This is a genomic window from Streptomyces sp. NBC_00667, assembly GCF_036226825.1.
Classification (GTDB): Bacteria; Actinomycetota; Actinomycetes; order Streptomycetales; family Streptomycetaceae; genus Streptomyces.
Map to the genome: position 1 here is coordinate 1,167,143 of NZ_CP109022.1, position 26,063 is coordinate 1,193,205.

At 72.5% G+C, this 26,063-nt stretch carries 28 protein-coding genes; 10 read left to right on the forward strand and 18 right to left on the reverse strand.

Annotated elements, in window-relative coordinates; all coding sequences use genetic code 11:
- Positions 1–17 precede the first annotated feature (17 nt).
- A complete protein-coding gene (gene lnt / locus OHA81_RS05650; RefSeq protein WP_329193372.1) occupies positions 18–1,574 on the forward strand; it encodes an apolipoprotein N-acyltransferase in 1,557 nt (518 codons plus the stop codon).
- Here the strand turns inward: lnt and OHA81_RS05655 are convergent.
- A complete protein-coding gene (locus tag OHA81_RS05655) occupies positions 1,519–2,424 on the reverse strand; it encodes a Gfo/Idh/MocA family protein (RefSeq protein ID WP_329193373.1) in 906 nt (301 codons plus the stop codon). The genes lnt and OHA81_RS05655 overlap by 56 nt on opposite strands.
- A gap of 84 nt (positions 2,425–2,508) precedes the next feature.
- Here OHA81_RS05655 and OHA81_RS05660 point away from each other — a divergent pair, with 84 nt between their 5' ends.
- Both OHA81_RS05660 and OHA81_RS05665 read left to right on the forward strand, forming a co-directional pair.
- Positions 2,509–3,030, forward strand: coding sequence for a DinB family protein (locus OHA81_RS05660; protein ID WP_329193374.1), 522 nt, complete (start codon positions 2,509–2,511; stop codon positions 3,028–3,030).
- Between the two features lie 114 nt (positions 3,031–3,144).
- Positions 3,145–3,672 carry a hypothetical protein gene (locus OHA81_RS05665; RefSeq protein WP_329193375.1) on the forward strand — a complete coding sequence of 176 codons (528 nt, stop codon included), beginning with the start codon at positions 3,145–3,147 and terminating at the stop codon, positions 3,670–3,672.
- A 28-nt stretch (positions 3,673–3,700) separates the two neighbouring features.
- Here the strand turns inward: OHA81_RS05665 and OHA81_RS05670 are convergent, their stop codons facing one another.
- The 8 genes from OHA81_RS05670 to OHA81_RS05705 form a co-directional block, all read right to left on the reverse strand.
- Positions 3,701–4,213 (reverse strand): hypothetical protein, encoded by a 513-nt coding sequence (locus OHA81_RS05670; RefSeq protein WP_329202015.1) that lies wholly within the window; start codon positions 4,211–4,213, stop codon positions 3,701–3,703.
- 95 nt (positions 4,214–4,308) lie between these two features.
- A complete protein-coding gene (locus OHA81_RS05675) occupies positions 4,309–4,977 on the reverse strand; it encodes a uracil-DNA glycosylase (protein ID WP_329202017.1) in 669 nt (222 codons plus the stop codon).
- A gap of 106 nt (positions 4,978–5,083) precedes the next feature.
- On the reverse strand, positions 5,084–6,664 hold the full coding sequence (locus tag OHA81_RS05680; RefSeq protein WP_329193376.1) for an ABC transporter substrate-binding protein: 1,581 nt from the start codon (positions 6,662–6,664) through the stop codon (positions 5,084–5,086).
- A gap of 152 nt (positions 6,665–6,816) precedes the next feature.
- Positions 6,817–7,581: an SDR family oxidoreductase gene (locus OHA81_RS05685; RefSeq protein ID WP_329193378.1), complete on the reverse strand. Its 765-nt coding sequence runs from the start codon at positions 7,579–7,581 to the stop codon at positions 6,817–6,819.
- A gap of 53 nt (positions 7,582–7,634) precedes the next feature.
- Positions 7,635–8,396, reverse strand: coding sequence for a 3-oxoacyl-ACP reductase FabG (fabG, locus tag OHA81_RS05690; protein ID WP_329193380.1), 762 nt, complete (start codon positions 8,394–8,396; stop codon positions 7,635–7,637).
- 155 nt (positions 8,397–8,551) lie between these two features.
- A complete protein-coding gene (locus tag OHA81_RS05695; protein WP_329193382.1) occupies positions 8,552–8,935 on the reverse strand; it encodes a DUF3037 domain-containing protein in 384 nt (127 codons plus the stop codon).
- A complete protein-coding gene (locus OHA81_RS05700) occupies positions 8,932–9,777 on the reverse strand; it encodes a HipA family kinase (RefSeq protein ID WP_329193384.1) in 846 nt (281 codons plus the stop codon). The genes OHA81_RS05695 and OHA81_RS05700 overlap by 4 nt, the downstream gene beginning before the upstream one ends.
- Positions 9,778–9,899: 122 nt before the next feature.
- Positions 9,900–10,667, reverse strand: coding sequence for a DeoR/GlpR family DNA-binding transcription regulator (locus OHA81_RS05705; RefSeq protein ID WP_329193385.1), 768 nt, complete (start codon positions 10,665–10,667; stop codon positions 9,900–9,902).
- A 169-nt stretch (positions 10,668–10,836) separates the two neighbouring features.
- Here OHA81_RS05705 and OHA81_RS05710 point away from each other — a divergent pair, with 169 nt between their 5' ends.
- Positions 10,837–12,027: an MFS transporter gene (locus tag OHA81_RS05710; protein ID WP_329193387.1), complete on the forward strand. Its 1,191-nt coding sequence runs from the start codon at positions 10,837–10,839 to the stop codon at positions 12,025–12,027.
- Here the strand turns inward: OHA81_RS05710 and OHA81_RS05715 are convergent.
- Positions 12,008–12,628, reverse strand: coding sequence for a cysteine hydrolase (locus OHA81_RS05715; RefSeq protein WP_329193389.1), 621 nt, complete (start codon positions 12,626–12,628; stop codon positions 12,008–12,010). The two genes, OHA81_RS05710 and OHA81_RS05715, sit on opposite strands and share 20 nt — an antisense overlap.
- Positions 12,629–12,702: 74 nt before the next feature.
- On the opposite strand from OHA81_RS05715, the gene OHA81_RS05720 reads away from it, so the two are divergent.
- Entirely contained in the window at positions 12,703–13,176 is a 474-nt protein-coding gene (locus OHA81_RS05720) for a pyridoxamine 5'-phosphate oxidase family protein (protein WP_329193391.1), read from the forward strand.
- Between the two features lie 8 nt (positions 13,177–13,184).
- Here OHA81_RS05720 and OHA81_RS05725 read toward each other — a convergent pair whose 3' ends face one another.
- The gene (locus OHA81_RS05725; protein ID WP_329193394.1) at positions 13,185–14,084 is read right to left on the reverse strand and encodes a LysR family transcriptional regulator; all 900 of its coding nucleotides are present in this window, start codon (positions 14,082–14,084) and stop codon (positions 13,185–13,187) included.
- Between the two features lie 74 nt (positions 14,085–14,158).
- On the opposite strand from OHA81_RS05725, the gene OHA81_RS05730 reads away from it, so the two are divergent.
- The gene (locus tag OHA81_RS05730) at positions 14,159–15,118 is read left to right on the forward strand and encodes a DMT family transporter (RefSeq protein ID WP_329193396.1); all 960 of its coding nucleotides are present in this window, start codon (positions 14,159–14,161) and stop codon (positions 15,116–15,118) included.
- A gap of 88 nt (positions 15,119–15,206) precedes the next feature.
- On the opposite strand, the gene OHA81_RS05735 is transcribed toward OHA81_RS05730, so the two are convergent.
- Complete coding sequence (locus OHA81_RS05735; RefSeq protein ID WP_329193398.1) at positions 15,207–16,538, reverse strand: aminotransferase class I/II-fold pyridoxal phosphate-dependent enzyme; 1,332 nt, start codon at positions 16,536–16,538, stop codon at positions 15,207–15,209.
- 37 nt (positions 16,539–16,575) lie between these two features.
- Between OHA81_RS05735 and OHA81_RS05740 the strand changes: the two genes are divergently transcribed.
- Positions 16,576–17,313 carry a pyridoxamine 5'-phosphate oxidase family protein gene (locus OHA81_RS05740; protein WP_329193400.1) on the forward strand — a complete coding sequence of 246 codons (738 nt, stop codon included), beginning with the start codon at positions 16,576–16,578 and terminating at the stop codon, positions 17,311–17,313.
- Here the strand turns inward: OHA81_RS05740 and OHA81_RS05745 are convergent.
- Both OHA81_RS05745 and OHA81_RS05750 read right to left on the reverse strand, forming a co-directional pair.
- Positions 17,295–18,257 (reverse strand): DMT family transporter, encoded by a 963-nt coding sequence (locus tag OHA81_RS05745; protein ID WP_329193402.1) that lies wholly within the window; start codon positions 18,255–18,257, stop codon positions 17,295–17,297. The two genes, OHA81_RS05740 and OHA81_RS05745, sit on opposite strands and share 19 nt — an antisense overlap.
- A gap of 162 nt (positions 18,258–18,419) precedes the next feature.
- A complete protein-coding gene (locus OHA81_RS05750; RefSeq protein WP_329193403.1) occupies positions 18,420–19,376 on the reverse strand; it encodes an EamA family transporter in 957 nt (318 codons plus the stop codon).
- Positions 19,377–19,545: 169 nt separating this feature from the next.
- On the opposite strand from OHA81_RS05750, the gene OHA81_RS05755 reads away from it, so the two are divergent.
- Complete coding sequence (locus OHA81_RS05755) at positions 19,546–19,974, forward strand: type II toxin-antitoxin system Rv0910 family toxin (RefSeq protein WP_329193405.1); 429 nt, start codon at positions 19,546–19,548, stop codon at positions 19,972–19,974.
- A gap of 82 nt (positions 19,975–20,056) precedes the next feature.
- Here OHA81_RS05755 and OHA81_RS05760 read toward each other — a convergent pair whose 3' ends face one another.
- Both OHA81_RS05760 and OHA81_RS05765 read right to left on the reverse strand, forming a co-directional pair.
- Positions 20,057–20,677: a PadR family transcriptional regulator gene (locus OHA81_RS05760; protein ID WP_329193406.1), complete on the reverse strand. Its 621-nt coding sequence runs from the start codon at positions 20,675–20,677 to the stop codon at positions 20,057–20,059.
- Positions 20,678–20,882: 205 nt separating this feature from the next.
- On the reverse strand, positions 20,883–21,476 hold the full coding sequence (locus OHA81_RS05765) for an MBL fold metallo-hydrolase (protein ID WP_329193407.1): 594 nt from the start codon (positions 21,474–21,476) through the stop codon (positions 20,883–20,885).
- Between the two features lie 94 nt (positions 21,477–21,570).
- Here OHA81_RS05765 and OHA81_RS05770 point away from each other — a divergent pair, with 94 nt between their 5' ends.
- Together OHA81_RS05770 and OHA81_RS05775 are read left to right on the forward strand one after the other, a co-directional pair.
- Positions 21,571–22,515: a GlxA family transcriptional regulator gene (locus OHA81_RS05770; protein WP_329202019.1), complete on the forward strand. Its 945-nt coding sequence runs from the start codon at positions 21,571–21,573 to the stop codon at positions 22,513–22,515.
- A 133-nt stretch (positions 22,516–22,648) separates the two neighbouring features.
- Positions 22,649–23,467: a PhzF family phenazine biosynthesis protein gene (locus OHA81_RS05775; protein ID WP_329193408.1), complete on the forward strand. Its 819-nt coding sequence runs from the start codon at positions 22,649–22,651 to the stop codon at positions 23,465–23,467.
- A 4-nt stretch (positions 23,468–23,471) separates the two neighbouring features.
- On the opposite strand, the gene OHA81_RS05780 is transcribed toward OHA81_RS05775, so the two are convergent.
- Positions 23,472–24,311, reverse strand: a complete 840-nt coding sequence (locus OHA81_RS05780) for a CPBP family intramembrane glutamic endopeptidase (RefSeq protein ID WP_329193410.1) — start codon at positions 24,309–24,311, stop codon at positions 23,472–23,474.
- Between the two features lie 43 nt (positions 24,312–24,354).
- Positions 24,355–25,890 carry a glutamate-cysteine ligase family protein gene (locus tag OHA81_RS05785; protein WP_329193412.1) on the reverse strand — a complete coding sequence of 512 codons (1,536 nt, stop codon included), beginning with the start codon at positions 25,888–25,890 and terminating at the stop codon, positions 24,355–24,357.
- Positions 25,891–26,063 lie beyond the last annotated feature (173 nt).

The window sequence follows — 26,063 nt, forward strand, 5'->3', positions numbered from 1 at the left end:
TGGAAGCGGAGGCGCCCATGGCCCGGGAGTTCGACGGATGGTGGCGTGCGGCTGCCGCAGCCGGTGCGGGAGCGCTGCCCGCGCTCGCCTTTCCCGCTCCGGCGCTCTGGTGGTTCGCCTACGTGGCCCTCGTGCCGTGGCTGCTGCTGCTGAGGTCCGCCCCGACCGGGCGGCGCGCCGCCCTGGAAGGCTGGCTCGGCGGCACGGGGTTCGTCTTCGCCGTCCACCACTGGCTGCTGCCGAGCCTGCACGTGTTCCTGTTCCTGCTGGCCGCGCTGCTCGGGGCGCTGTGGATCCCCTGGGCGCTGCTCGTGCGGGAGCTTCTCGGCGGGGTCGCGGCGGGCGGTCGCGCGGCCGCCGCGCTGGTGCTCCTGCCGGCGGGGTGGCTGCTGCCGGAGCTGGTCCGGTCCTGGCAGGGGCTGGGCGGGCCCTGGGGGTTGCTGGGGGCCAGCCAGTGGCAGGTACCGCCCGCGCTGGTGCTGGCGTCGGTGGGCGGGGTGTGGCTGGTGAGCCTGCTGGTGGTGGCGGTGAACTGTGCGCTGGTGATGCTGGCCGCGGTGCCGGGGGCGCGGGCTGCGGCGGTGGCCGGCGTGGCGGGGTGCGCGCTGCTGACGGGGGCGGTGTGGCTGTGGGTGCCGCGACCGGAGGTATCGGGCGGGCTGCGGGTGGCCGTCGTACAGCCGGGTCCGGTCGGGGACGGGCCGGACAGTACGGAGCGGCGGTTCGCGGCCGGGGAGCGGCTGACCCGGGAGCTGGCCGGGGCGCCGTCCGGCCGGGGCCCGGAGCTGGTGGTGTGGGGCGAGAGCAGCGTCGGGGAGGACCTGGCGGAGCGGCCGGACCTGGCCCGGCGCCTGGCGGCGCTGTCCGCGCAGGTGGGCGCCCCGCTGCTGGTCAACGTCGACGCTCGGCGCAGTGACCGGCCCGGGATATACAAGAGCTCCGTCCTGATCGGCCCGGACGGGCCGACCGGCGAGCGGTACGACAAGATGCGTCTGGTGCCGTTCGGGGAGTACATACCGGCGCGGGCCCTGCTCGGCTGGGCCACCTCGGTCGGCAAGGCGGCGGGCGAGGACCGGATGCGCGGTGACGCCCCGGCCCTGATGGACCTGCCGGACCGGCCCGGGGTGCGGCTGGGCCCGCTGATCTGCTTCGAGTCCGCCTTCCCCGACATGAGCCGGCGCCTGACCCGCGACGGGGCCGCGCTGCTCGTCACCCAGTCGGCGACCTCCAGCTTCCAGGACAGCTGGGCCCCGGCCCAGCACGCTTCGCTCGCCGCCCTGCGCGCCGCCGAGGACGGCCGCCCGGTGGTGCACGCCACCTTGACGGGGATCAGCGAGGTCCACGGCCCTTCCGGGGAGCGGATCGGGCCGGCCCTGCCCACGTCGGCGAGTACGGCGGCCGTGTACGAGGTTCCGCTCGCCCGGGGCACGACGCTGTACGTGCGGTTCGGGAACTGGCCGGTGGGTGCGGGCCTCGCCGCCCTGGCCGCGTACTGCGCGGCCAGGGCGGCGCGTTCGCTCAGGAGGCCTGCTCCAGAGCCGAGCGCACCACCCGCTCGCACAGTTCATGGGTGAGCAGTGCGTCCCGGGCGCTCGGGACCCGGCCGGCGCCGACGGCTTCCAGGAAGGCGTCCACGACCTGTTCGATGCCGCGCTGGCGGGCGACCGGCACCCAGTCGCCGCGCCGGCGCACGGTCGGCTGGCCGCGGTGGTCGATGACCTCGGCGAGGTTGACGACCTGCCGCTTGGTGTCCTGCCCGGACACCTCCAGGATCTCCTCGGTGGAGCCGGAGAGGCGGTTCATGACGCCGAGGGCGGTGAATCCGTCGCCGGACAGCTGGAGGACCACCTGGTGCATCAGCCCCTCGCGCACCACCGCGCGCACGTCGATGTGGTCGGCCTCGCCGGGAAGCAGGAAGCGCAGGGTGTCGACGACGTGGATGAAGTCGTCCAGGACCAGGGTGCGCGGGTCCTCGGGCAGGCCGATCCGGTTCTTCTGCATGATGATCAGGTCGCGGGGGTGGTCGGCGCACTGCGCGTAGCCGGGCGCGTATCGGCGGTTGAAGCCGACGGCGAGGCCGACCCCGCGCGCCTCGGCCAGTTCGACGAGAGCCCGGGACTCGTCCAGCTCGTAGGCCAGGGGCTTGTCGACGTACGTCGGTACGCCCGCCTCCAGCAGCCGGGTCACGATCTCGGGGTGGGCCGCGGTGGGCGCGTGGACGAATGCCGCGTCGAGCCCCTGGGCGATGAGCGCGTCGAGGCCGGTGTGCCGTTGTCCGGCGGGGACGTGGTGCGCGTCGCCGATCCGCCGCAGCGTGGCGGGGGTTCGGGTCTGCAGGTGCAGCTCGACCCCGGGCCGGGTGGTGAGGACGGGCAGGTACGCCTTCTGGGCGATGTCGCCGAGTCCGATGACGCCGACCTTCACCGGGTACCTCCTGGTTGCTTCCTTGTGGGACGCTCGCAGCTTAATCCCTGGTGACAGGGGCCGCGTTCGCCGAAGATGGGCACCATGACCAGTTCTGGATCACACCGTGACGAGCCCTCCACCACCGCGAACGAGCGGGAGATGCTGGACGGCTGGCTCGACTACCACCGCTCCACGCTCGCCTGGAAGTGCGAGGGCCTGGGGGACGCGCAGCTGCGCAGCACTCCGCTGCTTCCCTCCGAGCTGAGCCTGCTGGGGCTCGTACGCCACATGGCGGAGGTGGAACGGTACTGGTTCCGGGAGATCATGCTGGGCGCGGACCTGCCGGAGCTGTACTCCACGCGCGAAGACCCGGACGGGGACTTCCACTTCACCGACGACGACTCCTGGGCGGAGTCCGAGGAGGTCTGGCAGACGGAGGTCGAGCTGGCCCGGCAGGCCGCCGCCGGCCGTCCCCTGGACCTGCTGTCGGATCCCGGGAGCCACCACCGCGGCGAGGTGTTCAGCCTGCGCTGGGTCTACAACCACATGATCGAGGAGTACGCGCGCCACAACGGCCACGCGGATCTGCTGCGCGAGCACATCGACGGCGCCACCGGCGAGTAGGGCCCGGATGGCCGGCGTCAACCTGCGGTGCCCCGGCGGCCGGCCGTCACCCGTGCGGGGGCAATATCCGCTCCCGGTTTTCGCAACCGGGTCCGCGCACAGCAGAGTTGCCGGGTGCATCCAACCCGAACCACGACGAAACTGCTGCTCGGAGTGGCCTGTGCCGTTTCGGCCGTCTCCGGCTGTGTGAATGTGAGCCCCGCCGCGACGCAGCCGGCGGGCACCTCCAGCGGGCTGCCGCCCCACCACGAGCCGCGCGGCGGGCCGGGGGCCGCGGCGGTGGTCGTCCGGGCGCCCGCCCTGGAGGCGTTGGAGGCGGTGCCGGGGCAATCCGCGCGTCCGGCGGCTTCGGGGAGCCCCCGCCCGCCCGCCCCGCGCTCCTCGGGCCGGCCCCCGGCGGGGCCCGAGGGGGCCGCGCCGCCCGTTCCCGACATCCCTGAGCCCCGGCGGCCCGCGAAGGCGGCCGGGGGGCGTCCCGGCGCCCTGCCCGGCCCCTCCGGGCGCGGCGGCGAGGCCGGCCGCGAGCTGATGCGCGAGCTTCCGGTCCGCCCGGCCGACGTGTGCGCCCTCGGACGACGGCACGGGCGCTGGCACCCGGACAGCCCGGAGGCCCGGATCTGCGCGGGCGTCCACGGCGGGTGACCGCGTACCCGGGCCCGCTCTGCGGGGGCTACGGACCCTGCTCGGGGAAGGGCCGGGTCCGGCCGCCCGGATCGGCGTCGAGCCTGCGCTCCAGCCGGGCGATGGCGGCCCGCACCCCGTTGCCGTAGCCGTCGTCGGCCAGCGCGCCGGTGGCGGCCCGGGCCCGCGCGAGGTGGGCCCGGGCCGCTTCGGGACGGCGCAGCTTCACGTAGTCGGCGGCCAGGCTCAGGTGCAGCGACGGGTAGAACACCCGCACGGCGTGGTGCGGCTGCGGCCGCGCGGGCGGCCCGTCCGCGATCCCCTCTGCGGCGCGCAGGGCCCGCAGGTCCCAGGCCAGTTCGTCGGCCGGGTCGTCCTGGGCGTCGGCCATGTAGTGCGCGAGGGTGCAGCGGTGGAGCAGGTCGCCGCCCTCGCCGAGCTCGGACCAGATCTCGCCCAGCCGGTTGCGGGCCTCCTCGCGGTCGCCGGCGTGCAGCAGGATGACCGCCTGGCCGATCCTGGTCATGACGGCGTCCTCCGACGCCTCCCGCTGCTCCGTCAAAGCGACCTCCGGCTGCCTCCGCCAGACCTGCTCCGGTCTGATCATCAAGACGCTAACCGGAGCAACCGGCTCAGGCACCGAGGCGCGGTGTGGCGTCAGCCCAGGTCCGGGATCCGCCAGTCGATCGGCTCATGGCCCTGCGCGGCGACGGCCTCGTTGATCTGCGTGAAGGGCCGGGACCCGAAGAACTTCTTGGCCGACAGCGGGGAGGGGTGGGCGCCCTTGACGATCACGTGCCGCTCCTCGTCGATCAGGGGGATCTTCTTCTGGGCGTACGCGCCCCAGAGCACGAAGACGACCGGGTCGGGGCGGGCGGAGACGGCGCGGATCACCGCGTCGGTGAACTTCTCCCAGCCCTTGCCCTTATGGGAGTTGGGCTCGGCCTCACGGACGGTGAGCACCGCGTTGAGCAGCAGGACGCCCTGCTCGGCCCACGGCATCAGGTACCCGTTGTCGGGGATGGACAGGCCCAGCTCGTCGTTCATCTCCTTGTAGATGTTGCGCAGCGAGGGCGGGGTCTTCACGCCGGGCCGCACGGAGAAGCACAGGCCGTGGCCCTGGCCCGCGCCGTGGTACGGGTCCTGCCCGAGGACCAGCACCTTGACCTCGTCGAAGGGCGTGGCCTCCAGGGCCGCGAACACCTGCTCGTAGGGCGGGTAGACCGGCCCGTTGGCCCGCTCCTTCTCGACGAACTCCAGGAGCTCTTGGAAGTAGGGCTGGTCCAGCTCCCCGCCGATCGCGGGGAGCCAGGACTCGGGCAGCATCTGGCTCACGTCTACATCCTCCGGTACAGGTCCGTGAAACTGCTTGGTGCAACTGGACCGAACCTATACGCAGGCACTGACAACGCCCGTGGCCGGGGAGCGGGGGCTACCAGCTGGTCTTGCGGTACAGCTCCCACATCTGCATGACGGTCTGCGGGTCCAGTGCCCGCTCGGCGCCCGCGACGTCGTCGCGCGCGGCCACGTACAGCTTGCCCTGCCACAGCGGCAGCAGCCGGGCGTCCTTGGCGAAGGTCTGCTGCGCCTGCTCGAACTCCCTGACGCCCGCCGAGCGGTCGCTCTCGCGGCGGGACTTGGGCAGCAGGTCGTTCAGGATGTCGGCCGGCTCGTACGGGGTGCCGACCGCGTTCTCCTTGCCGACGAACGGCGCGATGAAGTTGTCCGGGTCCGGGAAGTCGGGGAACCAGCCCCGCCCGAAGACCGGGAACTCGCCGTTCTTGTAGCCGTCCTGGAACTCGATCCAGGGCTTGCTGCGCAGGGTGATCTTGAAGAGGAGGCTCTCGTCCAGCTGGCGCTTGAGTTCGGTGAACTCGTCCGCGGTGGAGGAGCCGTAGCGGTCGGTGGTGTACCAGAAGGTCAGCTCCACCGGCTGGGTGATCCCCGCGTCCCTGAGGGTCTTCCTGGCCGCGTCGACGTTCGGCTGGCCGTACATGTCGTAGAACGGCGTCTTGTGGCCGAGGACCCCCTTGGGGACCATCGAGTACAGCGGCTCGGCAGTGCCCTGGTAGACCTTGGAGACGAGGGCGCCGCGGTCGATGGTCTGGGCGATCGCCTGGCGCACGGCCGGCTTGGCGGCCTGCGGGTCCTTGGGGTTGAAGACCAGGTAGCGGATCTCGGAGCCGACGTTCTCCACCACCTGGACGCCGTGGTCGTGCGAGGCGGGGCTCTGCAGGTCCTTGATCTCGGCGGCGGACAGACCGCGGTAGGTGGCGTCGATCTCCTTGTCCTTGAGCGCCGTGACCATCTTCTTGGAGTCCGCGAAGTAGCGGATGGTCACGCTGTCGTTGCGCCGGTTGGCGAAGCCCACGTAGCTGTCGTTGCGGCTGAGGACGGCCTCGCCGTCCTTGTACGACGTCAGGACGTACGGGCCGGAACCGGTCGTCTTGCCGTCCTTGCGGACCTTGTCGGCGGGGTACTCGCCGGGCGGTACCAGCGAGGCGGCCGGCGAGCCGAGGACGAAGGGGAAGGTCGCGTCGGGGGTCTTCAGATGGAAGACGACGGTCAGCGCGTCCGGGGTCTCGATCTTGTCCAGGCTGCCGAACAGGTCCTTCGGGCCGTTCTTGGAGGCGATCGTGCGGATGCGGTCCAGGGAGTGCTTGACGGCCTTGGAGTCGAGCACCTCGCCGTCGGAGAACTTGAGGCCCTTGCGCAGCGTGCAGCGGTAGGACTCGTTGGCGGAGTCGGTGAACTCGCAGCCCTGGGCGGCGTCCGGCTCGGGCTTGGTGCTGCCGGTGGGGAAGGCCAGCAGGGTCTGGTAGATGTTCCGGTACAGCTCCCAGGAGCCGTCCCAGGCCGCCGCCGGGTCGAGGGTGCTCGGCTTGCTCGTCGTACCGACCACGATCGGCTTCTTGTCGGCACCGCTGTCATCGGAAAGCAGACCGCATCCGGCGAGCAGGGATATGGACGCAAGGGCTGCAGTGATCTGCAGGCATCTGGTCCGGTTGAACACGTGCACGCTCCTCGATCAGCCAGGGGTGCGGCAGACCCTACCGCAGTGCCTCACAAATCCAATGGGCAGGTTTGGTGAGGCACTTGACCGATTTCATGCACATTCGACACGCATTTGCCTCCCTTTGGGAGGCAAATGCGTCCGTTTATCGGTCAGTGCACTCCGGCATTGAGGAACATTCCTCCGTCGACGACGAGAGTTTGCCCTGTGATCCATTCCGCTTGTGCAGATGTAAGAAACGCCGCCGCTCCTCCGATGTCCGCGGGGACTCCGAGCCGGCCGAGCGGATAGGCGGCCGCCGCCTCCTGCTCGCGCCCCTCGTACAGGGCCTGCGCGAATTTGGTCTTGACCACCGCGGGCGCGATCGCGTTGACCCGCACGCCCGGCGCCATCTCGTGGGCGAGCTGGAGGGTGAGGTTGACCATGGCGGCCTTGCTCATCCCGTACGCCCCGATGAAGGGCGAGGCGGAGACGCCGGCGATGGAGGCGATGTTCACGATCGCACCGCCGTTGTCCTTCTGCCAGGCGTGCCAGGTGCGCTGGGCGAAGCCGAGCGCCGAGATCACGTTGGTCTCGAAGACCTTGCGCGCCACACCGAGGTCGAGGTCCGCGATCGGTCCGAAGACCGGATTGGTTCCCGCGTTGTTGACCAGGAAGTCCACCCGGCCGAACGCCTCCATCGTCCGCTCCACGGCGAGGGCCTGGTGCGCCTCGTCGTGCGCCTTGCCGGGTACGCCGATCACCCGGTCCGCCCCCAAGGCCTCCACGGCCTCCTTGAGGGCGTCCTCGTTGCGTCCCGTGATGCAGACCCGGTCGCCGCGGGCGACCAGTGCCTCGGCGATGCCGTAGCCGATGCCCCGGCTGGCGCCGGTGATCAGCGCGACCTTGCCGCTGTCCGTTCCTTCGTACGTCGTCATGTGCGCCGTGCCTCTCCTCGGTTGCGGTGCCTCGCGTCGGTTGCCGTACCCCGTCAGTCGAGGGGGCCGCCGGCCACGTACAGGACCTGGCCGGAGACGAAGCCCGCGGCCTCGCCCGTGAAGAAGGCGATGGCGCCCGCGATGTCCTCGGGGCGGCCCACCCGCTGCACCGGGATCTGGGTGGCGGCGGCGGCCTGGAACTCCTCGAAGCCCATGCCGACGCGGGCGGCGGTCTGGGCCGTCATCTCGGTGACGATGAAACCGGGGGCCACGGCGTTGGCGGTGACGCCGAACTTGCCGAGCTCGACGGCCAGCGTCTTGGTGAATCCCTGGAGGCCGGCCTTGGCGGCGGAGTAGTTGGCCTGGCCGCGGTTGCCGAGCGCCGAGCTGCTGGAGAGGTTGACGATGCGGCCGAACTTGGCCTCCACCATGTACTTCTGGCAGGCCCGGGCCATCAGGAACGCCCCCCGCAGGTGGACGTTCATGACCGTGTCCCAGTCGGTGTCGCTCATCTTGAAGAGCAGGTTGTCCCGGAGCACGCCCGCGTTGTTGACCAGGATGGTGGGGGCGCCCAGCGTGCTCGCGACGCGCTCGACGGCGGCCTCCACCTGCGCGCTGTCCGAGACGTCACAGCCGACGGCGAGGGCGGTGCCGCCCGCGGCGGTGATCGCCTCCACGGTGTCCTTGCAGGCCGCCTCGTCGAGGTCGAGCACGGCGACCGCGCGGCCTTCCGCGGCCAGGCGTACGGCGGTGGCCGCGCCGATGCCCCGGGCCGCCCCGGTCACGATGGCTACGCGCTGCTCGGTGGTGGACATGCTGGGTCTCCTCGCGCTCGGAATCCTCTGGAGCGGTGTCTCACGGGTGAGCAACCGCTTAGTAGCTTCAGCTGAGGAGACGCTAGGAGCCCTGGCACCCGGTGTCAACGCCACCGGGCCCCAGGGCTCCCAGGTCGTACGGATCTTCCTCCGGATCAGCGCACCAGCAGGTCGAGCAGCCGCTCGACCTCGACCTCCGGGTCGGCCGTCAGCCCCGTGTGGACCGGGCCCGGCTGTACGACGGTGCTGCGCGGCGCGATCAGCCACCGGAACCGGCGCCCCGGATCGTCACCCGCGGCCTGACCGGCACGCTTGCCACCGCTGCACAGCCCCTCGACGGCGTGCAGCGCGGCCCGTACGCCCGCGACGTCGGCCCCGGGGTCCAGGGCGCGCAGCTTGGCCTCGTCGAGGTGGGTGCGCGCGGCGACGTAGGACTTCGCCCGGCAGTAGACGATCACGCCGGCGTTGAAACACTCGCCGCGCTCCACGCGGGGCACCACACGCACCAGCGCGTACTCGAACACGTCCCGCTTGATCACTCGCTGTCGCTCTTCTTCTTGGTCTTGTGGGGCCATTCGGGCAGGTGGTCGGTGAGCCAGCCCGGCGGCTTGGACGGGGCCTTGACCTCTGCCTCCATGGAGATCCTCTCGTGGATCGTCGCCGCGCGCGCCAGCAGCGCGTCCACGTACGCCCGGCGCAGCGCCTCCGTCGAGTCGAAGCCGGGCTCGTCGACCAGCCACTCGTCGGGGACGTCGGCGGCGACCTCGGTGAGCAACTCGCTCGTGACCAGGGGTGCGAGCGCACCGGCAGCGGAGGCGATGTCCGGGCCGAACGGCGCCAGCACGTGGTCGGAGGCGTTGTAGGGCTTGGCGGCCGCGCTCTGGGCGGTGGGCCAGTTGTGGTGCCAGATCATGGTGGCGCCGTGGTCGATGAGCCAGACGTCCCCGTGCCAGACCAGCATGTTGGGGTTGCGCCACGACCGGTCGACGTTGTTGATCAGGGCGTCGAACCACACGACGCGCCCCGCCTCGACCGGGTCCACCTGGTAGGCGAGCGGGTCGAAGCCGATCGAGCCGGGGAGGTAGTCCATGCCGAGGTTCAGCCCGCCGCTGGCCTTGAGCAGTTCCTGCACCTCCTGGTCCGGCTCGCCGAGCCCGATGACGGGATCGAGCTGCATCTGCACCAGCCTCGGCACGCGCAGGCCCAGCCGCTGGGCCAGCCGGCCGCAGATGACCTCGGCGACCAGGGTCTTGCGCCCCTGACCGGCCCCGGTGAATTTCATGACGTACGTCCCGAGATCGTCGGCCTCGACGATCCCGGGAAGCGAGCCGCCTTCACGCAGAGGCGTGACATAGCGAGTTGCCGTCACTTCTGTAAGCATTTCCCGAGGGTATCCATTCAGTTTCAGCCACTTCCGCGCCCCCTGACGAGTACCGGAGGCATCCCGGCCAGCGTAGGCGTGATGATCGCCGCGCCCCACCGGGATTTCGCGGGCCCGACGGTTCAGGCGTTCGGCGGATGGACCACCTCGACGCCCCGCTCGGCGAGCGCCTCGACGGCCGGGAAACCGGCGGGGGCGTCCGTGACGACCAGGGCGATCTCCTCCATGGAGCAGATGCGGCCGAGCGCGGTGCGGCCGATCTTGTCAGCGGTGGCCACGAGGATCACGCGCTGCGCCGCGGCCACCGCGGCCCGCTTCACCTGTACGTCGTCGAGGTTGTAGGCGGTGGCGCCCTGGACCGGGTCGACGCCGCAGCAGCCCAGGACGAAGGTGTCGAAGCACAGGTCCTTGAAGGCCTGCACGGGGGCCTGACCGTAGAACGACAGCTCCTCGGGGCGCACTTGTCCGCCCGGCATCACCAGCTGGATGCCGGAATGCCCGGAGAGGGCGAACGCGGCGTGCAGGGAGAGGGGGGCGACCGTGAACCGGCGGCCTGCCATGGCCTTGGCGACGGCCACGGCGGTGGTTCCGGTGTCCAGGGCGACGGTCTCGCCGTCGGTCAGCAGCTCGACCACGGTGCGGGCCAGCCGTTCCTTGGCCTGCGCCCCTGACATGGCCCGGACCGCGTAGGGCGGCTCGACGCCGCCGGGCAGGCTGCTCACGGCGCCACCGCGCACCCGGCGCAGGGCCCCGCGGGACTCCAGCACCTCCAGGTCCCGCCGGATGGTCATTTCGGAGGCCCCGGTGGCCTGGGCCAGCTCGGCCACGGTCGCGCGGTTCTGCTGCATGAGCAGCCCCACGACGAACTTGTGCCTCTCCATCACGTTCATGCGTCTGCTTCTAGCACACATGCAGCAGGCTCGGGGCTGCGATGTGCGTTCCGCGCACCAAAACTGTTGATTCGAACATCGGCGCTGCGTAATGTGCGTGCAGGATGTGAGTTTCCACCCCCTACGAACACTGACTCTCTTCATTCGACCGCTAACGCCGAGGAGAACGATGTCCACCACCAGTCAGGCCGACCCGCCGGAAACGGGAGGGCCCCTCCTGACCACCGTTGCGGTCATCGCCTCGTGCGCGGCCTTCGTCGTGATCGGCGCCTTACAGGCTCTCTACGGACCGGCGATCCCCGCCCTGCGGGACGAGTACGGCATCAGCCCGGCCGTGGCAGGGCTCGGTCTCAGCGCCCACTTCGTCGGCGCGCTGGCGGGTGTGCTCGTGTATCACCTCCTGCGGGGCCGTGGGAGCAACCGCGCGCTGCTCGGCGGCTCCTACGTGCTCATGGCAGTCGGCGCGGCCGTCTTCGCCTGCGCACCGAACTGGCCCCTGGCCCTCACCGGCACCTTCGTCATCGGCCTCGGCTTCGGCGGCATCGACTACGGCCTCAACCAGCTCTTCGCCGTCGGATTCGGCCGCCGCAGCGCCGCCATGCTCAATCTGCTCAACGGGCACTTCGGCGTCGGCGCCATCGCCGGCCCGGCCCTGATCGGCTGGTTCGGTGCGGACGACTACCCGCAGATCTTCCTCGGCATCGGCGTGATCAGCCTGCTGATCCTCCCGACCCTGGGCGCAGTGGCCTCCCGCGAGCCCCGGCCGGCCCCGGCGGAGGGCGCCGCCACCGGTGGGGCGCGGGTGCTCCCGGTCATCGCGGCGTTCATCGGCGTCTACGTGCTGCACGTCGCCATCGAGACCGGCGTCGGCGGGTGGGAACCCACCCACCTCGAAGCCGTCGGGTTCGGCGCCGCCACCGCCGCCACCGCGACGTCCGCCTACTGGGCGGCCATGACCGTCGGCCGGTTCGTCGTCGCACCCCTCAGCCTGCGCTGGTCCGCGCCCACGATCCTGATCGGCTGCTGCGCGGGCATGTCCGGCTTCCTGCTCCTGGCGACGGTGCCGGTCCTCGCCCCGTACGCGTACTTCGGCGTCGGCCTGATGATTGCCCCGATCTTCCCGACCTGTCTGCCCTGGCTGAACCGCGCCGTCCCCGGCGTGGCCGGGGCCGGCGCCTACGTGATCGCCGCCTCGATGATCGGCGGAGTGGCCTTCCCGCCGCTGCTCGGCGGTGTCATCGACGCGGTGGACGTGAAGTCGGTCCCCCTGGTGCTGTTCCTGCTCGCCGCGGCGTGCGGCGCCTTGAGCCTGTGGCTGCGGCGCAACGCCCCCGGTCCCGCTAACCGGCCCACTGCCTGAGCAGCGCTTCGGTGGTGGTGACGGACGCGACGAGGGAGAGGCAGTTGCGGATCACCTCGTCCGTGTAGGCCGCGGGGACCCCGCAGATGGCGTCCGAGGGGACCACGACCCGGTAGCCGAGGTTGACGGCGTCGAACACGGTGTTGGGGACCGCGATGTTGGACGAGACCCCGGTGACGACCAGCGTGCGGATGCCGAGGTTGCGCAGCAGCGGGTCGAGATCGGTGCCGGCCATCGGCGAGAGCCCGTGGAGACGGCGTACGACGAGGTCCCGCTCGGCCACCTCGATGGGGGCGGCGACCTGGACCGCCGGGGTTCCGCGCAGCTGGCGCACCGGCAGCTTCCCGGCGGCCCGGAAGAGCCTGGCGTTGACGTTGGACCCGAGCCCGTCGGGCCGGCGTTCGGCGACCGCGTGCAGCACCTGCACCCCGGCCCGGTGCGCGCCGGCGACCAGCGCGGCCACCCGGTCCAGCATCCCCGACTCCCGGGCCGCCTTGGCCAGTTCGGGCAGCGCGCTCTCGGCTCCGACCACGCCGCTTTGGCATTCGACGGTGAGCAGCGCGGTGGTGGCGGTTTCGGGTGCGGGCGCGAGTTCCGGCATGGCTCCCCCTGGCGTGACGACCATCGATCCCGCATGATTCCTGACACTCAGTCAGATGTGAAGGGGCGGGACGCATGGACGGGACGCGCAGGGACGAGGGCCAGCGGCGGGGCCGGCGCATCATGATGACCGAGGGGGAAGTGGACTCCTTCCTGCGCGAGCAGCGCACTTGCCGGGTGGCCACGGTCTCCCCCGACGGGCGCCCGCACGTGGGCGCCCTGTGGTTCGTCTGGGACGGCCGGTCGCTGTGGCTGTACTCGATCACGCGCAGCCGCCGCTGGTCGGACCTGCGCACGGACCCGCGGATGTCGGTGGTCGTGGACGCGGGCGAGGCGTACGACGAACTGCGCGGGGTCGAGCTGTCCGGCAGCGCCGTCTTCGTCGGCGAGGCCCCGCGCACCGGCGAGCCCTGCCCGGAACTCGCGGAACCCGAGCGCCTGTTCCCGGCCAAGAACTTCGGCATTGCCGAGATGCCGCACGACGGCCGGCACGCCTGGATCAGGCTCACCCCCGACTCGGTCGTCTCCTGGGACTTCCGCAAGCTGTAGGGCCCGCCCTAGAGAGCGAGCGCGGCCGTCCGCAGGGCCTCGACGGCGGCCCGGATCGAGGGCCGCCGGTCGGCATCGGCCCGCCAGAGCGCGTACACGTGGCGCTGGACGGCCTCCCGGACGGGCAGCAGCCGGACCCCCTCGGGCACCGGTCCGCGCCCGAGCCGCGGTGTCACACACACCCCGAGGCCGGCTTCCACGAAGGCCAGCTGGGTATGGTGCTCCTCGGCGATGTGCGCGACGCGGGGCTCGATGCCCATGTCCCGCAGGGTGAACACGAGCCACTCGTGGCAGAACTGGCCCTCGTTCCAGGAGATCCACTCGTCGGCGGCGAACTCCGCGAGGGAGATCTCGCTCCGCCCGGCAAGTCGGTGCCCGGCCGGGACGGCGACGTCACACGAGTCGTCGAGCAGGTGCGTCCGGGTGAGTTCGGCGGGCACCGGCATCCGCTTGTTGTACCAGTCGATGGCCAGCGCCAGGTCGAGGTCACCGCGTACGACGGCCGCCATGGAGTCCTCGGGCGCCTGCTCCCGGACCCGCGGCCGCAGCTCCGGGTGGTCGACGCGCAGGGCGGACAGGGCGGGCGGCAGCAGGCCTCGCATCGCGGTCGGGAAGGCTCCGATGGCCAGCTCTCCGACGGCGCAGCCGCGCTGGGCCTCGACATCGGCCTGCGCGAGTTCCACCTGGGAGATGATCCGCGCGGCGTGACCGGCGAGCAGCCGTCCCGCATCGGTGAGCCGGACCCCGCGCCCGCTCTTGGCCAGCAGCGGCTGCCCCACCTCGCGCTCCAGCTTGGCCATCTGCTGGGAGACGGCGGAGGTGGTGACGTGCAGGCCGTCCGCCGCGCCGCTGACCGAGCCGTGGCGGGCGAGGGCATCGAGGGTGCGCAGGCGCTCCAGGTTCAACATGTAAGGGATGCTACGGCGTCTGCGCGACAAAATCTCGCTTGTCCTAATCCTTCGCCGCCGCCAGAGTTGACCCCATGAGCGCACCCGCCGTCACACGCCCCGCCCCGACGACCACCTCCTGCGCCGCCACCGCCCGGCGCCGCCGCACCCTCGACTGGCGCGTGCGGTTCGCCATCCTGTCGGTGATCTGGGGCTTCAGCTTCCTCCTGATCAAGGTGGGCACGGAGGGCTACGCGCCCTTCCACGTCGCCCTCGGCCGGGTCCTGTCGGGAGCGCTCGCCCTCCTCGGCGTACTGCTGGTCCGCCGCGAGCCGCTCCCCCGCGGCCGGCGCACCTGGGCCCACCTGATGGTGAGCGCACTGCTGATCAACACCGCGCCGTTCTCGCTGTTCGCCTTCGCCGAGCAGAGCATCCCGTCCAGCCTGGCGGGCATCTGCAACGCCACGTCGCCGTTGTGGGGCATGGTGCTCTCGCTGGTGGCGCTGTCCGAGGACCGCCCGACCCGCCGCCGTTTCGCGGGGCTGGGGCTCGGTTTCCTGGGGGTCCTGACCGTGCTCGGCGCCTGGCAGGGGTTCTCCGGGGTCGACGCCGAGGGCGCCGCGTTCGCCCTGCTCGCCTCGCTCTGCTACCCGGTCGGCTGGATCTACGTGCGCCGTACGCTGGCGGGTGCGCCGGGCTCGCCGGTGGCGATGACCGGGGCCCAGCTCTTGGTCTCGACGCTCCAGCTGCTCCTGGTCAGCGTCCTGTTCACCTCGGCGCCCGCCGGGTTCCCGCTCTGGCCGACCCTGGCGGTGGTCACCCTGGGCGCCCTCGGGACGGGCATGGCCCTGCAGATGCAGTACGGCCTGGTGGCGGAGGTCGGCCCGACCACCGCGCAGATGGTCACGTACTTCATCCCCGTCATCGCCACCACGGCGGGCGTCCTGGTCCTCGGCGAACAGCTCCACTGGAACACGCCGGTCGGCGCGGCCGTCGTCCTCGCCGGCGCCGCCCTCACCCAGGCCCGGCGCCCGTCCGGCGCCGAGCCCGCCTGACTCCGCGCGGTGGGGGCGCCGTTCGGCGCCCCCACCGGGCGCACGTCCGGCCGGCGTACCGTTCGGCGCTCCCCGCGCGGCGCGCCGGTCAGCCGAACCGGCCCCCCGTAGCCGGCCTGACCGCCGCGGCCACCGCGTCGGCCAGGCCCGGCAGTTCGCCGGGGGCGAGCTGGGACACCGTCACCCGCACCCCCGGCCCGCTGTCCACCCGGAAGCGCGCACCCGGGGCCACGGCCCACCCGGCGCCAAGCAGCCGGGTCACCGCCCCCGTCTCGTCGGCGACGGGCACCCACACGTTCATCCCGCTGCGCCCCTGCGCCCCCACGCCGCGCGCGGCGAGCTCCGCGACGAGCCCGTCCCGCCTCTCGGCGTAGGACCGGGCCACCGCCGCCGGGTCCACGGCGCCCGACGTCCACAGTTCCACCACGGTGTACTGGAGCAGCCGGCTCACCCACCCCGGCCCCAGCCGCTGCCTGCCGCGCACCCGGTCCATGGTCACCGCGTCGCCGGTCAGCACCGCGAGCCGCAGGTCCGGCCCGTACGCCTTCGCCGTCGAGCGGACCAGCGCCCAGTGGCGGGTCACCCCGCCCAGGCAGTTGAGCGGCAGGTCCACGATGCCGTGGCCGTGGTCGTCTTCCAGGACCAGCACCTCGGGGTGCCCTGCGAGCAGTTCGCGCAGCTCCGCCGCCCTGGCCGCGCCGACGGCGGCGCCCGTCGGGTTCTGCGCCCGGGCCGTCACCACCAGCGCCCGGGCCCCCGCGGCCAGGGCCCGTGCCACCGACTCCGGGCGCGGTCCGTCGTCGTCCACCCGGACCGGCAGCAGGCGCAGGCCGAGGCCGAGCACCAGGTCCAGCACGCTGCCCCAGCCCGGGTCCTCCACCGCCACCGCGTCACCCGGCCTCAGGTGCGAGGCCAGCACCCGCTCGACGCCGTCCAGGGCGCCCGAAGTCGCCGCCATGGCGCCGGGCGGCACCCCGTCGGCGTCGAACCCGGCCCGGGCGAGGCGGCCCAGCTCCGGCGCCACCGGGTCGTCCCCGTACAGGGTCGGCGCATTCGCGTACCGGGCGGCCGCGGCGGCGAGTGCCCCGTCCAGCCGGGGCAGCAACGACACGTCGGGGTTGCCCGACGCGGCGTCCCGCACGCCTTCCGGCACGACCGTGCGCAGCTCGTCGCGGGGCGCGCTCGCGGGCCGGGCCCGTACGCGGCTGCCGCGCCGCCCGTCCGTTTCGATGACTCCGCGCTCGCGCAGCGTGCGGTAGGCGGCGGCGACGGTGTTGGGGTTCACCCCCAACTCCCCCGCCAGCTCCCGCATCGGCGGCAGCATCGCTCCGGGCGCGAGCGCGCCCGAGCCGACGCCCGCCTCGACGCTGGCCGCGATGTCCGATGCGCGACGTCCTACGATCCGATACTCTCCTAGCACAAAGAACATTATGCACTAGTACAACGGAGTCCGCACCATGAGCGTCACGCACGTCACCGAGCCGACCGACCCGGCGAACGACCCGGCGACCGATCCGGCGGCGACCACTGATGCCGCAGCGGCAGGCTCGTACGCGCCGACCGGACGCACCGTCCCGACCCGCTCCCGGGAACGGGCGCGCTACGACCGCGAGACGGTCCACTCGATACTCGACCAGGCCTACGTCTGCCACCTCGGCTTCGTCCGCGACGGCGCGCCGGTCGTGCTGCCGACGCTCTTCGGCCGGGTCGGCGACCGCCTCTACATCCACGGTTCGACCGGCTCCCGCCCGCTGCTCGCGGCCGGAGGGACCGACCCCGGGCTGCCCGTCTGCGTGACGGTCACGCACGTCGACGGCCTGGTGCTGGCCCGTTCCGCCTTCCACCACTCCCTCAACTACCGCTCGGTCGTGGTGCACGGCACGGCCTACCAGGTCACCGACGAGGAGGAGTGCCGCATGGCGCTCGACGCCCTGGTCGACCACGTCGTACCGGGCCGCTCCGCCGACTCCCGCCCGGCCAACGCCAAGGAACTCGCGGCCACGGCGGTGATCCGCCTGGATCTCGACGAGGTCTCGGCGAAGCTCCGTACCGGCGGCCCGAACGACGAAGCCGAGGACCTGGACCTGCCCTACTGGTCTGGCGTCGTCCCGGTCGCCCCCGCGTACGGGGCCCCGGTCCCGGCCGCCGACCTGGCCCCCGGCATCGCCGTCCCCGGCTACCTCGCCGCGCTCTGAGCCACCGGGGCGGGCCGGACCTCCACCGGCCCGCCCGCCGGCCGCCGCGCCTCGGCGGCGATCAGCGCACCGACCGCCGTCAGCAGCAGTACGGTCCCCAGCACCACGGCGCCCGTCAGCCGCTCCCCGAGCACCAGGACGGCGATCACCGCCGCGCTCACCGGCTCGATCAGCATGATCACGGACACCGTCGCGGCCCGCACCGCGGCGGCGCCGGTGAAGTACAAGGCGTACGCCAGGGCCGTCGGCACGACGGCGACGTACACCAGCAGCCACGCCACCCGGTCCGGTTCGGCGGTGTGCGGAAGCAGCCCCTCCATCACGGCGAGCGGCAGCAGGCACACCGCGCCCACCCCGACCGACCAGGCGGTGGTGACGAGCGGGTCCCCGCCCTCCCCGCGCTGCCCCAGCCACCGGGCGCGCAGGGTCATCCCCGCGTAGCCGGCCGCCGACAGCAGCGCCCAGCCGACGCCGAGCGGCCGCACCTCGCCGCCGCCGCTGCCCAGCACCAGCACGGCGAGGCCGGCCAGCGCCCCGCCGACCGCGGCGGCTCCGCCCCGGCCGAGCCGTTCACCCGTCCAGTACCGCGCGCCGAGCGCGATCAGCACCGGCCCGGCGCCCAGGGTGACCACGGTGCCGACCGCCAGGCCGGTCTCGCGCACGGCGCCGAAGTACGCGGCCTGGAACACGGTGAACATCAGGCCGGTCCCGATCAGCGACGGGACCGAAGGACGGAGCGAGGCCGGCGCGGGGCGGCGGCGTACGGCGAGCACCCCCGCCAGGACCAGGAGGCCACCCGCACTGCGCCAGAACGACAGGGCGAGCGGGCCGAGGTCACTGGCCAGGAAGAGGAGGGAGGCGGCCGCCCCGGCGGTGCCCCAGGCGGCTCCGGCGATGACGAGGTACAGCAGACTGCGCCCGGCGGCGGGCGAATGGTTCGGCACAGGTGTCTCCGCGCATGCGTGAAGGATGAGGAAAGCCGGTCATCGCTTCGCGGGCAGCGCGAACCCGCCCGGGTCACTCCCGGGCCGGGACTGTTGCGTGAGGGCCGCCCGCGCTAGGCGGCGGGAGGCGGAAGCACAGCGGTCGAAGGCATGATCGTCACACTAGACCTTCGTCACTTCGCGGTCCAGGGCGGCCGGCTCGGGGGCCGCGTGCGGGGTGGCGCGCGCGGACTGCGCGATGAAGGCCCCGCCCAGGACGAGCGCGCCGCCCAGGGTCTGCCAGGTGGAGAGGTGCTCGCCCAGGAGGACCCAGGCGAGCACGGTCGCGACGACCGCCTCCAGACAGGCCACGACACCCGCGACCTGCGGCGACAGCCTGCGCACGGCGACGACCCCGGTCAGGTACGCGAACACGGTGGCGATCAGCACCACGAAGGCGAGCAGCACCGGCGCGGGCACCGTCATGTCGCCCATGACGGCGTCGCCGGCCAGTACCTGCCAGTCGATCCGCCACGGCCGGGCGACCACGGTCATGACCAGGGTTCCGATGAGCATGCCGAACGCGATCACACCGATCGGGTCGGGTACGTCGCCGCCGTCGCTGCCGTGGTCCGCGAAGACGAAGTAGCAGGCCTGGCAGCAGGCGGCGGCGAGACCGAGCAGCACACCGAGCAGGTCCAGGCTGAGCCCGGCCCAGATCTCCACGACACAGGCCAGACCGACGACGGCCACGGTCGCGCCGGCCGCGGCGGCCCGGGTCACCGGCTTGCGCTGGACGAACCGGATGTACCCGAGGAGCAGGCACGGCCCCAGGTACTCCAGCAGCAGGGCCACACCGACCGGGATGCGGGAGAGCGAGGCGAAGTAGAAGGCCTGCACACCGGCGACCGCGATCAGCCCGAAACCGGCCAGCAGCAGCGGCTTGCGCCGCACCAGGTCGCGGTGGCGCCACGCCAGCGGGGACAGCACCAGCGCCGCGCCGGCGACCCTCAGCCAGACCATGTGGAGCGGGTCCAGGCCCGCCTCGATCAGCGGCTTCGCCGCGACGCCGGAACCACCGAACGCACACGCCGAGATCAGGGCGAGGCCCAGTCCGGAGTTCTTCCCTGACGCTTGCATGAGGCCATCATGGCAGGGCCGGACAGGAGTGTCGCCCGGGTGACACCTGTTGAGACGGACCGGTGCCCGGACCGGCGGCCGCCACCCTTTCTGACAGGTCGTCAGTATTGAATGTTCCGGCCGCCGGGGCTACGTTCCGCGCACGTACCCGACGAGAAGGGGTGGCCGCATGGCCGAAGTCACCGCGGAATCACGCATCGAGGCGCCCGCCGCGAAGGTCTGGGCGCAGCTGACGGACTGGGACGCGTACGGCCAGTGGAGCATGACCCACACCGACTTCCCCAAGGGCGGCCCGCAGACCCTCGCCGTCGGGTCCACCTTCGCCGAGAACATGAAGATGATGGGCTTCCCGGCCGAGGTGCTGTGGACCGTCTCGGAGCTGGAGGACGAACGCCTCTTCGCCATCACCGGCAAGGGCCCGATGGGGGTGGCCGTCCTCACCCGGTACACCCTTGTCCCGGACGGCGGCTCCACCACCGTCCGCATCGACGGCGAGTTCACCGGCGCCGCCGTCTCGCTGATGGCGGGCAAGCTCAAGGACTCCGCGACCGCCGCCCTGAACGAGTCCCTGCGCAGGCTGTCGGCGCTGGTCGCCTGAGCGGCCCCGGACACACGCGCCGGCGCGCCCCACGAGAGGACTCGTGGGGCGCGCCGGTGTTCCGCGGGAGGAGCGGCCGGGGTCAGTGCTCGTCGGCCAGGATGAGGTACAGCTTCTTGCGGGCGTCGTTGACGACCCCGAGGGCCTTCTCGCGCTGCTCGGGCGTGCCGGTCTTGAAGACCTGGCCGAACGCCTCCATCAGGCCGAGACCGGCCGTCCGGACCTCGCGCATCGCCTCGAAGTCGAAGCCCCGGCCCGCCTCGGCCCAGGGGGCCGACGGGCCCGACTCGGCCTCGGTGCGGCCGGCGTCGGTGAGCGTGAACAGCTTCTTGCCGCCGTCGCTCTCACTGGTGATGAGACCCTCGTCCTCCAGCAGCTGGAGGGTCGGGTAGACCGAGCCCGGGCTGGGCTTCCACGCCCCGCCGCTGCGCTCGCCGATCTCCTGGATCATTTCGTAGCCGTGCATCGGCCGGTCGGCGAGGAGCGCCAGGATGGAGGCGCGCACGTCGCCGCGCCGGGCGCGGCCGCGCGGCCCGCCCCGTCCCCCGCGCCCGCCGAAGGGCCCTCCGCCGAAGGGCGGCCCGAACGGTCCGAAGGCGGCTCGCCGCCCCGTGAACTCCTCCCGACGGTCAGGGCCGCAGTGGCCGTGACCCCGTCCGTGCTCGTGCCCGTGGTCGTGTCCGTGCTGTCCGTGTGAACGCATGACTGCGCTCCTTTCGCCATTCGTCATTCGTCGATGTGGATGTGGTTGCCGGTCGTTGTTGCGACCGCTGCGTCGAACCCCGTTCCCGGGCTCCGACGTCTCCACTATGACCGACCCTTCGCGATGCGTCAACGATATATCGGAAACTTTTGGCCGACAGGGTCTCTCACGGACGGAAGTCCGCAGCTCACACCGGACGGAGCGGCTAGCGCGGCGTGGTGTCGTCGGCCCTGAACGGGCCGCCGTGGCCGGGCACGATCAGGTCCGCGGCGGCCAGCACCCGCAGCCGGGAGGCACGCAGTACCTCGCGGTCGGGGGCCACCGGGTCGTCCGCCGGACCGTGCGCGTGCCACCACAGGTCACCGGCGAAGGCCACTACGCCGGAGTCCGTGCCGGCGAGCAGCGTGATGTCCTCGGCGCTGTGGCCCAGCGTGCGGATCAGCCGCAGCGACGGGGTGAGTTCGTAGCCTTCCGCGTCCCGGTTCTTCCACTGGTCGCCCAGGTACTCCACCTTGTGGTCGTGCACCCGGGCCCGTCCGAACAGCCCCACGTTCATGGTGTTGTCAGGGTGGTGGTGACTGAGCACCACGTCGGTGATGTCCTCGGGACCCAGACCCAGCTCCGCGAGCGGGGAGAGGATGTCGTCGTGGCTCGCCACCATGCCGGGGTCGAAGATCACGTGCCGTCCCGCGTCGTGCACGTAGGAGACGGTGGCGGCGACGCCGGGGCCCGTGGAGCCGACGTATCCAGTGGTCAGGACCTTGTATGCGGCGCTGCGGCCGAGCGGTGCGTCTGTCATGCCCCCCATCCTTCCGGGGCGGTCGGTTCCCCACGAGTGGCACAGCTGCCGCTGATCGCAGGATTACTGCCACACTGGGCGTGTGCCTCCCTTCATGACCGTCGCCGCGTACGCCCCGCCCGGAGTCGGCATGCTCGCCGTCGGCATCGTCACCGAGGTCTTCGGCCCGCACGGCGGGGCACTGGACGGGTTCGACTTCGCGCTGTGCACCGACCGGCCCGGGCCGGTCCCCACCGACCTCGGCGTGCCGCTCACCCTCACGCACGGTCTGGACCGGCTCGCCTCGGCCGATCTGGTGATCGCCCTGCCGTGGGCCGGCTTCCGCACACCGCCCGCTCCCGCCGTGCTCGACGCGCTGTCGGCGGCACACGAGCGCGGTTCGCTCGTCGCGGCCCACTGCGTCGGCGCTTTCGCGCTCGCCGCCGCCGGACTGCTCGACGGACGGCGGGCCACCACCCACTGGCGGTTCGCCGAACTGCTCGCCCGCCGCCACCCCGAAGTCACCGTCGAACCCGACGCCCTCTACATCGACGAAGGACGCGTCATCACGGGCGCGGGAGCCGCGGCGGGCTTCGACCTCTGCCTGCACCTGCTGAGGCGGGAGCACGGAGCCGCGATGGCCAACGCCGTTGCCCGGGACGTGGTACTGCCCTCCCACCGCGAGGGCGGGCAGGCCCAGTACCTGGCCGCCCCCGTCCCCGAAGACTGCGGCGACGAGCGTCTCGCCGAGGTACTCGTGTGGGCCCGCGGGAATCTCCACCAGCCGCTTCCCGTCGCAGAACTGGCCCGGCGGGCCGTGATGAGCAAACGCACCTTCGCCCGCCGCTTCACCGCCGCCACCGGCACGACCCCCCACGCCTGGCTGCGCGGCCTGCGTCTGAGCACCGCCGAGGAGCTCCTGGAGACCACGGACCTGCCGGTCGAAGAGGTCGCCCACCGCGTCGGATACGGGAGCGCGGCCGTCTTGCGCGAACAGTTCGTACGCCGCCGGGGAGTGCCGCCCCGCTCCTACCGCCGCTCCTTCACGAACGCGCCATGACGGACCACGCGTGCCAGGAGGGCTGCGCCGCCTCCCGCGGGCGCCCCGCCGAGGCATGAGCTGCGCAACCGCGTCCGGTCCGGGTTCGCCGCGCGCCCGTCGGGGAGCAGGGGACAGCCCATAGGGTCGGGGCATGCGCATCCGAATCGTCGACGCCTTCACCGACCGTCCCTTCGGCGGGAATCCCGCCGGGGTGCTGGTCCTCGACGGGGAGTTCCCCGCGGACCGGTGGCTCCAGCAGGTAGCGGCGGAGGTCAACCTCTCCGAGACCGCCTTCGCCCGTCCCCTGCCGCCCGGCGGGGAGGCCGACTGGGCGCTGCGCTGGTTCACGCCGGCCACCGAGGTCGACATGTGCGGCCACGCCACCCTCGCCACGGCCCACGTCCTCACGGCGAGCGGCCTCGCGAACGGCCTGATCCGCTTCGGCACCCGCAGCGGCGTACTGACGGCACTGGCCGGCGACGACGGCCGGATCACGATGGACTTCCCGACGTCCTCGCTCACCCCCGTCGAGACGCCCGCCGAGGTGGAGCGCGCCCTGGGTGCCGCGGCCCTGTCCGTCCACGACACCTCCGCCCACATCGGCGACCTGGTGGTGGAACTGGCCGACGAGCGGGCGGTACGGGACCTCACGCCCGACCACGCCGCCCTGCGTGCCTACGCCCGCCGCGGGGTGATCGTCACCGCGGCCGCCGAGGACCCCGCCCGCGGGTACGACTTCGTCTCCCGGGGCTTCTTCCCCGCCGTCGGCATCGACGAGGATCCCGTCACCGGCAGCGCCCACACCGCGCTCGCCCCCTTCTGGGCCGCCCGGCTGGGCCGCCCGGAACTGGTGGGGCTGCAGGGCGGGAGGCGCACCGGCCTGGTCACCGTCCGGCTCGCCGGCGACCGTACGCTCCTGACCGGCGACGCGGTCACGGTGCTGGACGGCGAGCTGCGCACCGGCCCCTGACCCCTCAGGGGGTCGGCAGCCAGGAGACGTGGCCCGCCAGCAGGGCGTACCCGCCGAAGGCGACGATGTCGAGCAGCGCGTGGGCGACGACCAGCGGAGTCACCCGGCCCCAGCGCCGGTAGGCCAGGACGAAGACGACGCCCATCACCATGTTGCCGACGAAGCCGCCGACGCCCTGGTACAGGTGGTAGGAGCCGCGCAGCACCGAGCTGGCCAGCAGCGCCGCCGTCGGGGACCAGCCGAGCCCGTCCAGCCGCCGCAGCAGGTAGGCCAGCACGATGACCTCCTCCACCACCGCGTTCTGCAGGGCGGACAGGATCAGCACCGGGAACTTCCACCACACGTCGGGCAGCGCCTCCGGCACCACCGTCAGGTTGAAGCCGGCGGCCCGCGACGCCAGGTAGAACGCCAGCCCCGCGCTGCCGATCCCCGCCGCGACGAGCACCCCCCGCCCCAGGTCCCGGCCGGGGCTGGTGCGGTCGAAGCCGAGCACCCGCAGACCCGGCGCGCCCTCCCGGGTCAGCAGGTGGGCGACGAGCAGGACGGGCACCAGCGCGGTCGCGATCCCGAACAGCTGCCACGCGAGGTCCAACCAGGGGCGACCGGGCGCGTACGAGCCGTTGAGCGTGGCGGCCTGGTCCTTGAGGCCCCCCGGCTTGGTCAGCGAGCCGATGAAACTGATCAGCGCCGAGACCGCGCTCGCGCCCAGGGAGAGCGCGAGCACGAGCAGCGTCTCGGTCCGCAGGTACCCGCGGCCGTCCTCCCGCCGGTCCACGGCCACCGGCTCCGGCTCCACCCGCACGTGCGACTCCCGTTCCGCCGTCCCGTTGTCCGCCACCCCCATACTGCCTCCTGGGGGTGGCCGGGCACGCACCGGACCCGGCGGGTCAGCGGCCGATCGCCGCCGAGGCGTCCACCTCCCGCTCCGGGAGCCCGACGGGCCAGGTGTGCACGGGGTCGCCCCGGTGCATCAGCTCGGTGTACCGCCGGGTCGTCGCGGCCAGCGCGGCGTCGCGCTCCAGGCCGCCCGCGAGCGCCTGGTGGTAGGTGTCCACCTGCCAGGTCGCCCCGTTCACCCGGCTCCGGCAGCGCTCCTCGATGATCCCCAGGCAGCGGTCCCGGTCGGCGGGTGCGATCCCCCACGCGTCCAGGCCCGCGGCCGCCATCGGCAGCAGCTCGTCCAGCACCAGGCGCACCGCCGGTACGCTCGCCAGGCCCGCGCCCCGGCCCCGGCGTGGCCAGTGCAGCCGGGCGTCCATCCCGTACCGGCAGGCCGCGTCGAAGTTGGCCTCCGCCTCGGCGAAGGGGAGCCGGGTCCACACCGGACGCGGTTCGTCCGCGAGCGTCCGTACGAGGCCGTAGTAGAAGGCCGCGTTGGCCACGACGTCGGCCACCGTCGGCCCGGCCGGCAGCACCCGGTTCTCCACCCGCAGGTGCGGCACACCGTCGGCGACCCCGTACACGGGCCGGTTCCAGCGGTAGACCGTGCCGTTGTGCAGCACCAGCTCCTGGAGGCTGGGCACCCCGCCCTCGGCGAGCACCCGCAGCGGCTCCTCCTCGTCGCAGATCGGCAGCAGCGCGGGGAAGTAGCGGACGTTCTCCGCGAAGAGTTCGTACGCCGACTCCACCCACCGCTCCCCGAACCAGGTGCGCGGCCGCACGCCCTGCGCCTGGAGCTCGGGCGGCCGGGTGTCGGTGGCCTGGGTGAACAGCGGCGGCCGGGACTCGCGCCACAGCTCCCGGCCGAACAGGAACGGGGAGTTGGCGCCGACCGCTATCTGTACGGCCGCCACCGCCTGCGCCGCGTTCCACACGTCCGCGAACCGGGCCGGGGTCACCTGCAAGTGCAACTGCACGGAGGTGCAGGCCGCTTCCGGCACGATCGAGCCGGTGGTCCAGGTGACCCGCTCGACCCCCTCGATGTCGAGGGTGAAGTCCTCGCCGCGCATCATGAGGATCTGCTCGTTCAGCAGCGAGTAGCGGTCCACCGCCGAGAGGTTCGCCAAGGCCAGATCGGCCCGGGAGACGGTGGGCAGGATCCCGATCATCACCACGCCCGCGTCGATCTCCGCGGCCTGCCGGTGGGCGTAGTGGAGTCCGGCGCTCAGTTCCTCGGCGAGCTGGTCGAAAACACGGCCCTCCAGGCGGTGCGGGAGGACGTTGACCTCCAGGTTGAACATTCCGAGCTCGGTCTGGAAATCGGGGCTCGCTATCCGTTCCAGGACCTGGGCATTCACCATTTTCGGCAACCCGTCGGCACCCGCGAGATTCAATTCGATCTCCAGCCCCATCATGTTCTTCGGGCGATCGAACCTCTGCTCTGCCAGAAGTCGCTCCAGGCCCTCCAGGCACTCCCGCAGCTTCCTCCGATACCGCTGCCGATCGGACAGGTCGAATCCGCCTGCCACGACCTTCTCCCCCATCGAGGTGTCCCTCCTCAAGTGGCCCGGCCCACAGCATCCAGGCGGGCGTTACGGTCGATGATGCCCCAGCGGCATGATCGCTAACGCCGAGGGGGCGCGCGTGGCCGCGAGCGCGCGCCGGTTTGGCGCGAACGGCGCTTCGGCACATTCACCCGGCAAGTACACCTGAGCAA